The following is a 15,105-nucleotide window of genomic DNA, read 5'->3' as shown; positions in this document are numbered from 1 at the left end:
TTAACTCCGTGTGGATGGATCAGATTCAAGTTGTTTTTTGTGCAGGGCAAGCGCCATGAGTCGCCGGTCTCTCCAGTTACGCCGGTCTCCCAGTGCCTCTGTGGGGAGCATCTCTCGCCGAGCCTTTTGCAACTGATCGATCAATTCGGGCGACCAGGGCTCGGTGGAGGCTTGCTCTTGAGAAATGGATTGGTACATGCCGCCATAGCGACCGGAATAGTCTGCCAGACCCCCTGGCGCATTCAGGTCAATGGTTTCGAAAGGCCCCATGAACGACCAGCGAAGACCCAGGCCCTCGCGGATGGTCACATCCAGACCATCCACATCCACGTAGCCTTGCTCGACGAGCCGGAAGGCCTCGCGCAAAAGCGCACCTTGCAATCGGTTCAGGATGAACCCTTCCAGCTCACGGCGAATGTGAACAGGCTTTTGCTTCACCGAGTGCATCAAGTCCATGCAGACCTGCACCGATTCCGAAGATGTCCAGGGCGCGCCGCAAACTTCGACGACAGGGATCAGATAGGGCGGGTTGACCGGGTGCGCGACCAAGCAGCGCTCACGGGTCTTCATGTGTTCAGTGAAAGCAGAGGCGGGGATGCTTGATGTCGAACTGCCAATCACGGCATTGGCCGGCACAAGCGCGTCAAGCTGTAAATACATGGCCTGTTTGACCGAGAGTATTTCGGGCAAACTTTCCTGCACGTAGTCAACGTTCTTGAGCGCATCGCTCAATTCGTTGCAAACCCGCACATGCGACATGAGCTTCGCCGCATTGTCGACCAGGCCACTGTGCTCAAGCTCGTCAGCCAGCTCGGCGACCAAGTCGCGTGCCCTTTGTAATGCCGCGAGGTCGCCGTCCCACATTCGAACTTCGCAACCTGCGCGTGCAAAAACCAAAGCCCAGGCCTGACCGATCAGGCCGGAGCCAACGACTGCAACTGCATGGTTTTTTTCATGGAATTCTTTCAGCTCAAGGCTTGGGTGTGACCATCAACCGCTAAAGCCTGACCGGTCACGCTTCGGGCGGACTCGCTGGCCACAAACAGCACGGTATTGGCCACGTCCAGGGGCGAGACCATGCGCCCCAATGCAGACTGGTTTTCATAATCCCGGGTAACTTCTTCAAGCGGTTTGTTCATAATTTTGGCTTTATCGGCAATCACGGCCCGGATTCGTGGCCCATCCACAGCCCCTGGCAGTACCGCGTTGCACCGAATGCCCTGTTTGCCCAATTCGATGGCCAGTGATTTTGTCAGACCGATCACCGCCCACTTGGACGCCGAATAGGCAGATCGGCCCGGCATGCCCAAATGACCGGCTGCAGATGACATGTTGATGATGGACGCCCGCTGCGACTTGCGCAGGTGCGGCACTGCATGCTTGGCACATAAAAACTGTCCAACGACATTGATCTTGAGTGTCAGTTCCAGATCGGCCAGTGCCAGATCATCAATGCGGGCCGTGGGACCGGCGATGCCCGCATTGTTCACCAGAACGTCAATGCCGCCGAGAACTTGGGCTGCTTGAGTGACCATGGCGCTTACTTGGTCTTCGGATGCGACATCGGCGATGCACCCGTGCAAGCCAGGGTGTGCCTCAAGCGATTGTTTTAAAGCAGAGTCGTTCACGTCACAGATGAAAACGTGTGCGCCAGCATTTAAAAATTCTTGGGCAATGACATAGCCGATGCCGCTGGCTCCAGCGGTGACCAAAACTTTGAGAAATGCATGCGTATTTTCTGGAGACATTTTTTTCCGTACAGTTGAACAGGTCGTATCAGATCCACAGCTTTTCGCAGCAGTAGTTCAGGTCCTTGAGCCGTGGCTCGGCAAGTCCCATTTGACGGACACTGGGTTGTTTTCATTCATGTCCAATTTCCTCCAGGGCCCGGGTTACGGGCATTGCAGAAGCCTCGAAAGTGGATTCCAGCCCTCACCATAGACTGTGATCACAGATCAAACATCAGTGATTACCCTGGGTGATGTAAAGTCTTTTAAAGCGCTAAGCTCAGGCCGAACATCTACTGACCATGAGCGTTACAAAACTCCTCACCCCCCTCAAGCGCCAAACATTGAGCGCCGATGTCTACGAGCAATTCAAGGAGCTTTTGATCAGCGGCCGGATGATGCCGGGCGAGCAAATTTCTCTGCGCGGCATGGCTGAAGGTTTGGGCGTCAGTGTGATGCCTGTGCGAGAGGCTGTCCAAAGATTGACGGCCGAGCAGGCCCTCGAAATCACCCCCAACAGAAGTTTGCGGGTCCCACAAATGTCGGTCAGTCAATTTCGCGAAATCACCAGCATCCGCAAAAACCTGGAAGGCTTGGCAGCAGCCACAGCAGCCCAATGCCTGAGCGATGAGGACACCCAGAAGATCGTCATGTGGCACGAAAGCTTTGTGCGGGAGATGAAGAATGAGACCCCTGACGGCGCACGACTCATATCTCTCAACAAAGAGCTGCACTTTGCGATCTACCGGGGTGCAAAAATGCCTGTGATGATGCAGTTGATCGAGGCCTTGTGGCTGCGCATTGGTCCCATCCTCAATTACGACATGCGGTCTGGCCCGGTGCGGGTCAACCAACGCACGGCGTTGACACACCATGCCAGCATGGTCGACTCGATTCTCAAGAAAGATGTCGAAGGCGCCCGCCAAGCCCTGGAAGCTGACATCCAGTCAGCAGCCGATTTCATCATCTCGGTTGGGGTTCTGGTCTCGGCCGACGCGCCTGGGGGCTGAGGGGCGCATTCCTGCGCCGAGGTTCTGGACGTTGCGCTGGGACAGCAGTTCTTCACAGGCCTGTGGGCGCATGAAGATCGTCGTGCTGGAGGATTTCTTATTCCGGTTCGGTTATGGATTTTGGGGCCACGTTTGATATTGGTTATCCGTTGTCCAGGGTGTCAGGCTTCTTGAGTGATTTTTTGTCGTCCGAATGCTGGCGTCGCTCGACCTTCTTCACATCTTCTTCGGGCGTCAATTTTTCAGGACGAATGCCGCGTTCCAGCAAGGTATTGCGCACTGCCTTGTTGTTGGTGATGTGTTCTTTTGAAATTTTCCCTTCGCTATCCATTTGGTGATGGCGTGCATTGAAGATGGTGATTTCCGTCGCAAAGTCTTTGGCCTTGAGCAAGATGGTGGGTGCAAAGTCAGCCAAAGGGCGGCTGACCGGTACTTTCCACTGCGCCTTCATGGCTTGGGTGCTTTGGCCAAACAGGGCAAGGTCACCGTTGCTTCGGATAAGTGCAAAGTCCTGGTTGCCTCCGGTTTTCTCGAAGATAACTCTTGAGAGATCTTTCTCTGTTTCGGTAAGTTTTTTGCGCGCGTGGATGCGCTCAGCATCTAGCATGCGTTGTTCGATCAATTCCGCCTTGCGGGTTTGCACAGCAAAGTAAGTCTGCGCAAAAGCAATTTCTGATTTGCGTGGGTCACCGTTTTGCGCGATGAGATAACACGCATAACGGGTCAGCATGATGTCAGGTACATCTTTGGATGCACCTTTAGGCATGGCGATCGTCTTGTTGACGTCAACAAAATGATCTGAAGGTGAATGACCAGAGACTTCACAAGCTGTCTGTGCTTTGCTGATCACAAGTACGAAGTTGCGCCATTCAGCGTAGCCCAGCAGGTGCTGGATGTCCCTTGCCAGCCAATATTCCACGCCCGTTTCGGTTTGCTGTGCATGGCCCTCAAAAGTGTCAGTGAGGGTTTGAACCAGATCTTTATTCATTGTGTTTTTCTCTTTTGACGTTGTTCAGCAGCACTTTGAATCTTCCGGTTATCTGGTCATGCGATTTTTTTCATGCGTATGGGTTCGATGAACTCAGCCTCACCGCGGGCAGCAGTGGTCTTTTGCGTGGGCTGACCCGTTTCATCCAGCTCCCAGTGTTGACTTGGGTAGTCGTAGGGGGAGTTGAGGATAGGTTTTTCGAAGAAGAGGGTGCTCATCCGTTATCTGCTGTTAGCAAGCCATTGAAAGAACGATAGTAATCGTAATTAATTCTTTTTTACTGACAGACGGATGAAGCCTTTTGTGCCCTGCATACATTCTTCGCGGCACGCGACTTGCGTTTGAGTATCCCCAAACCTCGTGCCCAAAGCTGTGGATAAGTCCGTGAACAAGCTTGCCAAGGCGCATGCCTGTTGGGCTGGCGGTGTATGCCTCATAAAGCAGCAGTTGGCTTGTCCATCGCGGGCTCAGCGCACGAGCCCGCAGAGGCTTGTTTTGCGGCTATTCTTGTGGATTCGCGTGCTTCTTCCAAGTCGCTTTCGCACCCTGTTTGGCCTTGAGGGCGCCTTGTTTTGCAGGGCGTTCGCCCAGAACCTCTTTTTTAATGCCCACCTCCTTGATCGCGCCCGGTTTTCTGGCCCTGCACAGCCACCGCTCCGAGGTGCTGGCCGAGACCTTGTCGGGCTGGCTGGCGCGTCAGCCGCTGGCGCCGCTGGAGCAAGAGGTGGTGCTGGTGCAAAGCAACGGCATGGCCGAGTGGATCAAGATGGCACTGGCCCAGCAAGGCGGGGTGTGCGCGGCCACCAAGGTGGAGTTGCCCTCGCGTTTTTTGTGGCGCACTTACCGGCAGGTGCTGGGCGCGCAACAGGTGCCGCCCGATTCGCCCCTGGACAAACTGCCCATGACGTGGCGGCTGATGGCTTTGCTGCCCACTTGTGTGAACGATCCGATGTTCAAGCCCGTGGCGGGGTTTTTGCAGGGCGACAAACTTCAGCTGGCGTCTGAGCCGAATCCTGAACGTTTGCTGCAACTGGCCAGCCGCCTGGCGGACTTGTTTGACCAATACCAGATTTACCGGCCCGACTGGCTTGAAGATTGGGCCGCCGGACGCAACGTGCTGCGCAAAGAAGCAGGGCAAGTGGTTTTGCCCGGCGATGTCTCGGCGCAGTTGCCTGAAGACCAGCTTTGGCAAGCCGAATTGTGGCGGCGCGTGCTGGCCCCTTTGAACGAGTCTGAGCGTCAAGCCACCCGACCCGCCTTGCATCTGCGGGCTTTGGCCCGTTTGCAGTCTGGCCAAGCCCTGGCCAGCCCGGTGGCGCGGCGCGTGTCGGTGTTTGGCATGAGCCACATGCCCAGCCAGTTGCTGGAGATGCTGGCCGCGCTGGCGCAGCACAGCCAAGTCTTGCTGGCCGTGCCCAACCCGTGCCAGTACCACTGGGGCGACATCATGGATGGGCGCGACGCCTTGCGAGCCGAGCGACGCCGGCACCCTTACAAAAGCGCCAACCTGTCGAGCATGCCTTTTGAGCAGATGCATTTGCATGCCCCCGCCTTGTTGGCCGCCTGGGGCCGTCAGGGGCGCGACTTCATTCGGCAACTGGACGCCTTTGACGACTTGCAGGCCGCCCAAGAGCGTATGCCGGGCCAGCGTCTGGATTTGTTTGACGATGCACCAGGGGCCGATGCGACCTGCCTGCTCACGCAACTGCAAAACCGCATTCGCGATTTGAAGTCGGCGCAAGACCCGGTCGAGGCCGCTTTGCGCGACGATGACCAGTCGGTGGTGTTCACGGTGGCGCACAGCCCGGTGCGCGAGCTGGAGGTGTTGCACGATCGCTTGCTCAAGGCCTTCCATGACCATCCCGACTTGTCCCCCCGCGATGTGGTGGTGATGGTGCCCGACATCGAGCTCATGGCGCCGGCCATTCGTGCCGTATTTGGCCAATACAAGCGGGGTGATGCTCGGTTCATTCCCAGCGACATTGCCGACCTGGGTGCGCAGGCCAGCAGCCCCCTTATTCACGCGGTGGAATGGTTGCTGGCTTTGCCTCAGCAGCGCAGCCGCATGAGCGACTTGGTGGCGCTGCTCGAAGTGCCTGCGCTGGCTGCCCGCTTTGGTTTGAAGCCCGAGCAATTGCCCACACTGACCCGCTGGATGGCGGGCTCGGGCATTCGCTGGGGTTTGTCTGCAGCACACCGCGCCGGCTTGGGCCTGGGCACTTGCGGTGAAGACAACTCAGCCCTGTTTGGTGTCCAGCGCATGCTGATGGGTTATGCCTGTGGCGCCGACCCCATTCCCGCCGATGCCCAAGGCGTTGACCCCTATGCCGAAGTGGGTGGGCTCGATGCCGAGCTGGCCGGGTCTTTGGCGCACCTGCTGCAAGCCCTGATGGACTGGTGGCAAACCTGTGCCAGCGCCGCCACGCCGCTGCAGTGGGCCGAACGTGGCCGTGCCTTGTTGGCCGCCCTGTTCAAGGCGCAAGACGATGCCGACCGCAACGCTTTGTCTGCCTTGGACCAGGCCTTGAACGATTGGGTCAGTGCCGCCGACCAGGCCGATTTTGCAGACACTGTGCCGCTGGCGGTGGCCCGCTCAGCCTGGCTGGACGCCCTGAAAGTGCCCAAGCTGGAACAGCGCTTCAGGGCGGGCGGCGTGACCTTTTGCACGCTGATGCCGATGCGGGCGATTCCGTTTCAGTGGGTGTGCCTGCTGGGCATGAACGATGGCGATTACCCACGGCGCAGCCCGCGTGCCGACTTTGACCTGCTGGGCCTGCCCGGCATGAGCCGGCCCGGTGACCGTTCGCGCCGCGATGACGACCGCCAGCTGATGCTTGAAGCTTTGCTGTCGGCCCGCCGCACGCTGTATGTGAGCTGGAGTGGTCGCAGCGTGCGCAACAACAGCGAACAACCGCCTTCGGTGCTGGTGTCGCAGTTGCGAGAAGAGATCGATGCGCTGTGGGGCAAGGGCAGTGCCAAGCGACTCACCACAGAGCACCCCTTGCAGCCCTTCAGCCGGGTTTATTTTGAAGAAGGCAGTCGATTGCAAACCTATGCCCGAGAGTGGAGGGCCGCGCAATTGGAACAGGTGGTGGTGGCTGCTGCACCCGTGCCACACCCGAGTGATCACACGCTACCACCCATCGATGCGGCCGGTGGCGTGCCGTTGCTCACTTTGGCGCAGTTGCTGCGCTTTTTACGCAGGCCTGTGGCCGGCTTTTTCAGCCAGCGTTTGCAGCTGAGCCTGGAGCACGACCGCACCGAGTTGCACGACGAAGAGTTGTTCAGCCTCAATGGTCTGGACCTGTACGAGCAAATGGACCACGAGCTGCAACGCCTGCCCGCTGACCTCGGCGCCGAGTCGGTAGCCAGGCATGTTCAGGAGGCTGTGCAACGCATGCGCCGCGCGGGCGACTTGCCGCTGGCGGCTGTGGGTGAGCACGAAGCCCAGCGCTTGGTGCAAGAGTTGTCCCCCTTGCTGGTGTTCGGCCTGCAAGAACGCGCCCAGTGGCCCGAGGGGGCAGCCCGTGGCCTGATCGACCACACGCATGCGGGGGTGCGCCTGCAAGACGCCTTGACAGGCTGGCGCCAGCGCGTGGAAGGCGATCAGGTTCACACCGCGTGGGTGCTGATGCAGGCTTCCAAAATCGCCACGATCAACAAAAAGAACGAAGCCCGGGCCTTGCCCGAAAAACTGTTGGGTCCCTGGCTGACCTGCCTGGCGGCTGCGGCCATGGGGCTGTCGGTTCACGGAGTGCTGGTGGGGCGCAACGCCATCGTGCGCATGCAGCCCATGGCCGCAGATGCCGCCCGGGCGCAACTGGACGTGTTGCTGGCCGTTTATGCCGAGGGCATGCGTTGGCCGCTGCCCTTGCCGCCCTTGGTGGCGCTGCAGTGGCTCAAGGACAAAGACAAGGGCCAGACCAGCCTGAACACGTTGGCCGATTTGTACGAAGGCAATGGTTACGACCAAGACGGCGAGGCGCGCAAAGACGCGGCCTTGTACCGCACCTTCCCCACGTTGGACGAGTTGCTGGCGGGTGACCACCTGGATCGGCTGGCCGAAGCGGTGTACCGCCCGCTCAAGCAATGGGCCGATGGCCTGCAGACCGAGCCTTTGCCGGACGCCGAGCCGGACAACGAGCTGGAAGATGGCACACAAGGGGAGACTTGGGCATGAACCCCCAAACCTTGAACCCCCAACCGCATTCAGACAGTCAGTCAGAAGTGCAAGTCGCCAGCCACCCTCTGGAGGCCCTGAGTTTTCCCCTGTGGGGCAGCCGCCTGATCGAGGCCAGCGCGGGCACCGGTAAAACCTGGACCATTGCCGCCCTGTATGTGCGGCTGGTGCTGGGGCATGGCGAGCAGTGTGAAAAAGATGAAGAAGGCGAACAGGGTCTTCGCCCGCTCATGCCGCATGATATTCTGGTCATGACCTTCACCCGCGCAGCCACGCGCGAGTTGTCGGACCGTATTCGGGCCCGCCTGACCGAGGCCGCGCAGGTGTTTCGCAGCCCCGATCTGCTGGATGCGAAAGACACTTTTTTGAAGGGCCTGTTGAGCGACTACCCGGATAAATCCTCACGCGAAAAAGCAGCCTACCGATTGGCTTTGGCCGCACAGGCCATGGACGATGCTGCGGTGTACACCATCGACGCCTGGTGCCAGCGCATGCTGCGCGAGCACGCGTTTGACAGCGGCAACTTGTTTGAAGAAAGCCTGGTGGCAGACGAAGCTGCGCTGCGACTGGAGGCGGTGCAAGACTATTGGCGCGAACAGCTTTACCCCATGAACGCGCCGTCTGTGACCGAGGTGCTGGGCATCTGGCGTGATGTGGCCGCCCTGGAGCAGGACATGCGCCAGCTGCTGAACGTCGAAGCCTTGCCCGAGGCCTTGCCTGGTCAGTCGCTTGGCGATGCGCTGGCACGTGCCGCCGAGGAAAAGGCGCAGGCTTTGGCCCAGCTCAAACGGGGCTGGCCCGAGCAGGCCGATGCCTTGCTCGACTGGTTGGGCGATGTGCCGGCCGTGGAAAATTCAGGCTGGAAAAAGCGCAGTTTGAGCCTGACCAACTGCAGCAAGTGGCTGGGCTCCTTGAAACTTTGGGCGCAGGGTGAGGGCGGCTACGACGAACTCAAAAAAGCCATGGGTAAAACCGGTTGGGAGCGTTTTACACCCGAAGGCATGGCCGCTTGCCGCGAGGACGACAAGCCCTACACGCTGCCCCCGCAATGCCAAGCCTTTGCCGATTTGCAATCGGCACTGCAAAGCTTGCCCCAAGCCAGGGTGGCTGCGCGCATCCATGCCCGCACCCGGGTGGCCGAGCGACTGGCTTGGCTCAAGCAACGCACAGCGCAATTTGGTTTTGCCGACATGCTGCAGCGGCTCGATGCGGCTTTGCAGCGGGGTGACGATGGCAAGCGCCTGGCACTGCGTTTGCGTCAGCAGTTTCCGGTCGCCCTCATCGACGAATTTCAGGACACTTCGCCGCTGCAGTTCCGCATTTTTGACCACATCTATTGCACCGCCGAGAACCTGCGCGAAACGGCGCTGCTGCTCATTGGTGACCCCAAGCAATCGATTTACGGGTTCAGGGGCGCAGACATCCTGAGCTACCTGACCGCACGCGTCGCCACAGCAGGGCGGCACTATGTGCTGGACACCAATTACCGGTCGACCCAGGCAGTGGTGAATGTGGTGAACCGCTGGTTCGAAGTGGGTGATGCACGCTCGGTGCAAGGCGCGTTTGGCTATGCCCGACCGGATGGCAGCAACCCCTTGCCGTTTCAGCCGGTGAAGGCCAACAGCCGTGCTGAGGTCTTGTGCCATCAGGCAGGGGAGGTGCCCGCCATGACGCTGGCGCATGCCCCAGAGCTGGCCAGCCACCGCGACGCCATGACCCACATGTCGGCCTTGTGCGCCGAGCAAATCGTGGCTTGGCTGGGTGATGCCAGCACCCGTTTTGTGCAAGATGGCCAAGCCGACCAGCGTCTCAAGCCCAAAGACATCGCCGTCCTGGTGCGCACTGGCAAAGAAGCGGACGCGGTGCGTCATGCCCTGAGTGTGCGGGGTGTGGCCTCGGTGTATTTGTCGGACCGCGACTCGGTGTTTGACAGCGACGAAGCGGGCGACCTGTGCCTGTGGTTGCGCGCTGTGGCCGAGCCGCAAGACATGCGCCGCTTGCGTGCTGCACTGGCCACTCGCACGGTGGGCTTGACCTTGCCCGAGTTGCACCACATGGCTCAGCATGGCGATGCGCTGGACGCTTACGCGGACCAAATGCACGCACTGCGCCAGACCTGGCAAACCCAGGGCGTGTTGGCCATGGTGCGCAGGTCACTGCATGCGCTGAATCTGGCGGCGCGTTGGCGTGGTCAGGCACAAGGCGAGCGGCGTCTGACCAATGTGCTGCACCTGGCCGAGTTGCTGCAGTCGGCCAGCATGCGACTCGATGGCGAGCAGGCGCTGATTCGCTGGCTGGTGCAGCAGATGGACGAAAACGCCGAGAGCGACGAGCAGACCGTGCGCCTGGAAAGCGACGAAGATTTGGTGAAGGTGGTGACCATTCACGCCAGCAAGGGCCTGGAGTACCCGGTGGTGTGCCTGCCGTTTGCGCACAGCCACCGCGTGGTGCGTGCCGACAAAACCACCGTACTGAGCCTGACCGATGCACAAGGCGAGCGGCACAACCAACTGCAGTTCACTGCGCAAGATGTGCAAAGCGCCGATGCCGACCGCCTACGCGAAGACCTGCGACTTTGGTATGTGGCACTGACCCGTGCACGCCATGCCCTGTGGGTAGGCTGGGCCGCTGTGCACAAGCCACGCGGCAAGGACTGCCAGAACCACCTGAGCGCTGCCGGGCGTTTGGTGGGGGGCGACTCGCAGCACGAAGCGCACGCGTGGCCTGAGTTGCTTCAAGCCCTGTTGACCGACGCCCATGGCCAGCCCTTGCCTGTGCAACTGCAGACCGCAGACAGTGCAGTGGGCTTGAGCCGTTGGCAGCGAGACGATGATCTGCCTGTTCTGCGCGAAGTGCAGGCATGTACGGCGGTGATCGATAAGCGTTGGACCATCGCCAGCTTTTCGCGCCTAGCGCGTGATCTGTCGTCACAGCCTGTGCTGCAAGCGGTCCTGCAAATGGCCACGCCACGCCCGGCCGATGACGAACCGCCCGACGAAGGTATGGGCTTGGCCATACCCTCTGGTGCTGCCGCACCGCGTGCAACAGCAGCCGTGTCGCCTTGGCATGGCTTTGCCCGTGGCCCAAGCGCGGGCAACTTTTTACATGACCAGCTCGAGTGGCTGGCCGCCGATGGTTTTGCCTTGCAGCCAGGAACGCCCACAGCCGAGCGTCTGCTCAAGCGCTGCGATCGCGCAGGCTACAAGGCGCAGGCCGATGTCGTGGTGAATTGGTTGTCTCGTGTGGTAGCACAGCCGCTGCGCGGGCCGGATGCACAGCTCAATGCGCTCGTCACGGTGCTGCCCGAAATGGAGTTCTGGCTGCCCGCAGACCGGCTGCACGCCCAGGAAATCGATGCCTTGTGCCGGCAGCATTTGCTTGTCGGCGTGCCTCGCCCCAAATTGCCCGAGGCGCAGTTGCACGGCATGTTGATGGGTTTTGCCGATCTGGTGTTCGAGCACGGTGGGCGCTATTGGGTCCTCGACTACAAATCCAACCACTTGGGGGCGGACGACGCGGCCTATACCGCCGAGGCTTTGGACCAGGCCATGGCCCACCACCGCTACGAGGTGCAGGCGGCGCTTTACATGCTGGCTTTGCACCGCTTGCTGCGGGCGCGGCTGGGTGCGGCCTACGATCCGGCGCAGCACCTGGGCGGCGCGGTGTATTTGTTCATGCGCGGCATCGACGGGTCTGCTGGGGGCTGCTGCACCTTGCCCGCGCCGCTGGCCTTGATGGACGGACTGGACGCGATGCTGGGACGCCCAACAGATGCTGCGACCCAGCCAAGGAAGAGGGCATGAACCTTCGCAAAATCAAGCAGGCGTCAGTGTCGGCACTGGCTGCGCAAATGGACTGGCTTCATGACTTGCCCGAGCAGGGCCTGAGTGCCGAAAACACCTTGCAATGGCTGCACGCCTGGGCCGAACTGGGCTGGCTGCGCCGCCTGGACAGTGCCTTGGCCACGCAACTTCACCGGCTGGATGCAAAAGCGCCCCCGGCCTTGCTGGTGGCCGCTGCCGTGCTGGCCCAAATGGAGGGGCGCGGGCACACCTGTTTGTCGGTGAGCGCTTTGGCCAAGCCCCCGGTCGAACTGCTGGGCTGGCCTGCTGACGCGGTTTTGGCCCCGCAGGGTTTGCTGGCGCTGTGGGCGCACCTGCCTGGCGATATGCTCGCCTGGGTTTCGGCCTTGCAGTCGGCTTCACCGGCTTGCTTGCACCACGCAGATTCGCCTGACTTGGGCCAGCCTTTGGTGCTGGGCGGATCGGCAGATGCGCCTTTGCTGTACCTGCGGCGCTACCGCGCTTACGAAGAGCGTGTGGGTAAAAACCTGTTGCTGCGTGCACAAAGCGCGCTGCCAGTGCCCGAGGTTTTGGCCCGTGACTGGTTGGACCGGTTTTTTGGCCAGCAGCCTCATGCGGTTGCAGCGAGCGAAGACCCAACCGACTGGCAAAAGCTCGCTTGCGCGGTGGCCTTGCGGGCGCATTTGTCGGTCATCACCGGTGGCCCCGGCACGGGCAAGACCTATACCGCGGCGCGTTTGCTGGCCTTGCTTTTGGCGCTGCACGAGGGCGCGAGTCCCTTGCGCGTGGCGTTGGCCGCGCCCACCGGCAAGGCGGCGGCAAGGCTCAAGCAGTCGATTGACGGTTCGCTGAAGGCACTCCAGCAACAAGCGGGTGCATCGCTCGAGCTGGACACGCTGATCCAGCGCATTGGCCCAGCCCGCACCTTGCACGCGCTGTTGGGCGCCAGGCCCGATACCCGCATGTTCAGGCACCATGCGGCCAACCCGCTGGATGTGGATGTGTTGATCGTGGACGAAGCCTCGATGGTGCACCTTGAAATGATGGACGCCTTGCTGCAGGCCTTGCCGCCCACAGCGCGGTTGGTGCTGCTGGGGGACAAAGACCAGTTGGCCTCGGTCGAGGCCGGCGCGGTGCTGGGCGATGTGTGCCGAAATGCGGCCAATGGGGCTTATCAGGCAGAGACTTTGCGCTTCGTTTTGAGCGTGGCCGGGCAGTCTTTGGCGCCCCGGTTTCAGGCAGCGGATGCACAGTCGGTATCGGCATTGGCACAGCAAACCGTGATGCTGCGTCAAAGCCGACGTTTTGACGGCCCGATTGGCCAACTGGCCTTGGCCGTGAATGCGGGCGATGCCGGTCAGGTGGCCAATGCCTTTGAATTGCCTGCAGGTAAAAATGGCAAAGCCCTGCGCCGCTTGCAACCCCACTCGCCCCAAGCGGTGTGCGAGTTGGCACTGGGGCGTTTGGCAGACGGCGGCGCCGCACCGATGGCCTCTTACGTGGACTACCTTCAAAAAGTGCGCGATCTGCCGGTCACTGAAGACGCCGATGTGCATGCCGCTGCGGTGGTGCAGGTGTTGCAAAGCTTCGACCGTTTTCGCATCCTGTGCGCTGTGCACCAGGGCGACTGGGGGACTGCCGCGCTCAATGCGGCGGTGCAAAAGGCACTGGCTGAAGAGGGCTGGCTCAAGCCCCAGGGCGAATGGTTTGCTGGACGTCCGGTCATGGTCATGCGCAACGACACGCAACTGGGCGTGTTCAACGGCGACGTGGGCGTGGTCTTGCCCATGGCGGGTAAAGCGGGCGTGCTGAAAGCCTGGTTTCTGGACGGCGAACAACTGCGATCGGTCAGCGTATCGCGTCTGGCCCATGCCGAAACCGCTTTCGCGATGACGGTGCACAAAAGCCAGGGCTCGGAGTTTGCACACACCGCACTGGTTTTGCCGCCAGGCGCAGCCGAAGTGCTTTCACGGGAATTGGTCTACACCGGCATCACCCGTGCGCGCGACCAGTTCACGCTGATCGAAGCCCAGGCCGGCTTGCTCGATGCCGCCATCGCCCGTCCTGGCGTGCGCGCCAGCGGCTTGCAGCAGTGGTGGGGCGCTTAACTCGCGTAACCCTCGCAAGCCCCCGCATTGGCTTTGCCTTTGCATTCGCGCAAAAGGCGTTTGTCGCGCTCGGTTTTGTTTTCACCCGTCCCTTTGTCAGTGGGCGATTTCGGGGGTTTGGCTGACTTGGATTTTTTGCCCTTGGCCGCTTGTTCTGTGCCCGTGGTGGCGACAAAGTTGTCTGCTGCACGGGTTCCAGGCGTGATGACGGCCAGGCAAAGCCCCCATGCCAAGCCTGCAAGCGCCGTTGATACATGCCGTGTGGCCATGGCCTTCTCCCTGAATGTTGTTGTACTGACCATGATAGGCAAGCACAGCACGGGTGCAAGTAGGGGACATCCGCATACCGAAGCAGCCGTTACGATGACGGCATGAACACCATTCAACCCCCTTTTATGCGCCAAACCGTCATGGACCTGGAAGAGTCACGTATCCGCGAAGTGGCCAACGCGGGCATGGGACGCCCCGATGTGCTGGCTTTCTGGTTTGGTGAGTCCGACGAAGTCACGCCTGCCGTGGTGCGCCAGGCGGCCATCGATTCCTTGCAAAAAGGCGAGACTTTTTATGCGCACAACCTGGGCCTGCCCGAACTGCGACAGGCGGTGTCGGACTACATGTCGGCCTTGCATGGCCCGATCGGTGTGGACCGCCTGGCCATCACTTCAGGGGGCGTGAACGCCCTCATGCTTGCTGCTCAGGCTTTGGTCGATGCCGGTGACGAAGCGGTGGCGGTGACGCCCGTCTGGCCCAATCTGACAGCGCAGGCGCTGGTCATGGGTGCCCATTTGAAGCGCGTGTCGCTGCGTCCGGTCGATGGGCAATGGCAGCTCGACATGGCCGCACTCAAGGCTGCCATCACGCCGGCCACGCGCTTGTTGATCGTCAATTCACCCAACAACCCGACCGGCTGGACGCTCAGCCGAGCCGAGCAGGCCGAGATCCTGGCGCATTGCCGCCAGACGGGCACCTGGGTGCTGGCCGATGAGGTGTACGAGCGCCTTTATTACGAGACCGACACGTTCAACGGCTGTGCCCCGTCTTTCCTGGATGTGGCCGAGCCTGATGACCGACTGGTGGTGGTGCACAGCTTTTCCAAGAGCTTTTTGATGACCGGTTGGCGGCTGGGCTGGCTGGTGATGCCGGCCGCCATGACGCCGCATATCAGGCTGCTGAAATACCCCATTCGCGAGCGCAATTTCGCCCCGCATGGTTTTGATTTTTTTGATTTTCCTTTCGCATTCTGATATTCCCTTCGTTTTTTGTTCGCCTTGGCCCACTTGTAAGCCCAT

The 15,105-nt window shown here is 60.6% G+C and carries 9 protein-coding genes and 1 pseudogene; 5 read left to right on the top strand and 5 right to left on the bottom strand.

What is annotated here, in order from left to right:
- Nucleotides 1-969 (bottom strand): 3-hydroxyacyl-CoA dehydrogenase, encoded by a 969-nt coding sequence (locus B9Z45_RS02575; protein WP_108405678.1) that lies wholly within the window; start codon nt 967-969, stop codon nt 1-3.
- Nucleotides 966-1,748, bottom strand: coding sequence for an SDR family oxidoreductase (locus B9Z45_RS02570; RefSeq protein WP_108405677.1), 783 nt, complete (start codon nt 1,746-1,748; stop codon nt 966-968). Before B9Z45_RS02570 ends, B9Z45_RS02575 begins: the two co-directional genes overlap by 4 nt.
- A gap of 281 nt (nt 1,749-2,029) precedes the next feature.
- Here B9Z45_RS02570 and B9Z45_RS02565 point away from each other — a divergent pair, with 281 nt between their 5' ends.
- On the top strand, nt 2,030-2,737 hold the full coding sequence (locus B9Z45_RS02565) for a GntR family transcriptional regulator (RefSeq protein WP_108405676.1): 708 nt from the start codon (nt 2,030-2,032) through the stop codon (nt 2,735-2,737).
- Nucleotides 2,738-2,879: 142 nt separating this feature from the next.
- Here the strand turns inward: B9Z45_RS02565 and dinD are convergent, their stop codons facing one another.
- Both dinD and B9Z45_RS17010 read right to left on the bottom strand, forming a co-directional pair.
- The gene (dinD, locus tag B9Z45_RS02560; protein WP_108405675.1) at nt 2,880-3,725 is read right to left on the bottom strand and encodes a DNA damage-inducible protein D; all 846 of its coding nucleotides are present in this window, start codon (nt 3,723-3,725) and stop codon (nt 2,880-2,882) included.
- 56 nt (nt 3,726-3,781) lie between these two features.
- Nucleotides 3,782-3,943 (bottom strand): hypothetical protein, encoded by a 162-nt coding sequence (locus B9Z45_RS17010; protein ID WP_158270360.1) that lies wholly within the window; start codon nt 3,941-3,943, stop codon nt 3,782-3,784.
- A gap of 386 nt (nt 3,944-4,329) precedes the next feature.
- Between B9Z45_RS17010 and recC the strand changes: the two genes are divergently transcribed.
- The 3 genes from recC to recD are packed head-to-tail and all read left to right on the top strand — an operon-like array spanning nt 4,330 to nt 13,816.
- Nucleotides 4,330-7,905, top strand: coding sequence for an exodeoxyribonuclease V subunit gamma (gene recC, locus B9Z45_RS02555; protein WP_108405674.1), 3,576 nt, complete (start codon nt 4,330-4,332; stop codon nt 7,903-7,905).
- Complete coding sequence (gene recB / locus B9Z45_RS02550) at nt 7,902-11,708, top strand: exodeoxyribonuclease V subunit beta (RefSeq protein WP_108405673.1); 3,807 nt, start codon at nt 7,902-7,904, stop codon at nt 11,706-11,708. The genes recC and recB overlap by 4 nt, the downstream gene beginning before the upstream one ends.
- Nucleotides 11,705-13,816 carry an exodeoxyribonuclease V subunit alpha gene (gene recD / locus B9Z45_RS02545; RefSeq protein ID WP_108405672.1) on the top strand — a complete coding sequence of 704 codons (2,112 nt, stop codon included), beginning with the start codon at nt 11,705-11,707 and terminating at the stop codon, nt 13,814-13,816. The genes recB and recD overlap by 4 nt, the downstream gene beginning before the upstream one ends.
- Here the strand turns inward: recD and B9Z45_RS02540 are convergent.
- Nucleotides 13,813-14,085, bottom strand: coding sequence for a hypothetical protein (locus tag B9Z45_RS02540; protein ID WP_108405671.1), 273 nt, complete (start codon nt 14,083-14,085; stop codon nt 13,813-13,815). The genes recD and B9Z45_RS02540 overlap by 4 nt on opposite strands.
- Before the next feature lie 102 nt (nt 14,086-14,187).
- On the opposite strand from B9Z45_RS02540, the pseudogene B9Z45_RS02535 reads away from it, so the two are divergent.
- A pseudogene (locus tag B9Z45_RS02535) lies at nt 14,188-14,979 on the top strand (aminotransferase class I/II-fold pyridoxal phosphate-dependent enzyme); the annotation flags it as partial.
- Nucleotides 14,980-15,105 lie beyond the last annotated feature (126 nt).

The sequence above is a fragment of the Limnohabitans sp. 2KL-17 genome, assembly GCF_003063415.1.
GTDB lineage: Bacteria > Pseudomonadota > Gammaproteobacteria > Burkholderiales > Burkholderiaceae_C > Limnohabitans_A.
The sequence above is the reverse complement of the archived record's forward strand: the minus strand, read 5'-3'. Positions and strand labels throughout refer to the sequence as shown.

Coding starts and splice junctions, on each gene's coding strand:
- B9Z45_RS02570 (WP_108405677.1), bottom strand. CDS start 1,748: ATGTCTCCAGAAAATACGCATGCATTTCTCAAAGTTTTGGTCACCGCT.
- B9Z45_RS02565 (WP_108405676.1), top strand. CDS start 2,030: ATGAGCGTTACAAAACTCCTCACCCCCCTCAAGCGCCAAACATTGAGC.
- dinD (WP_108405675.1), bottom strand. CDS start 3,725: ATGAATAAAGATCTGGTTCAAACCCTCACTGACACTTTTGAGGGCCAT.
- B9Z45_RS17010 (WP_158270360.1), bottom strand. CDS start 3,943: ATGAGCACCCTCTTCTTCGAAAAACCTATCCTCAACTCCCCCTACGAC.
- recC (WP_108405674.1), top strand. CDS start 4,330: ATGCCCACCTCCTTGATCGCGCCCGGTTTTCTGGCCCTGCACAGCCAC.
- recB (WP_108405673.1), top strand. CDS start 7,902: ATGAACCCCCAAACCTTGAACCCCCAACCGCATTCAGACAGTCAGTCA.
- recD (WP_108405672.1), top strand. CDS start 11,705: ATGAACCTTCGCAAAATCAAGCAGGCGTCAGTGTCGGCACTGGCTGCG.
- B9Z45_RS02540 (WP_108405671.1), bottom strand. CDS start 14,085: ATGGCCACACGGCATGTATCAACGGCGCTTGCAGGCTTGGCATGGGGG.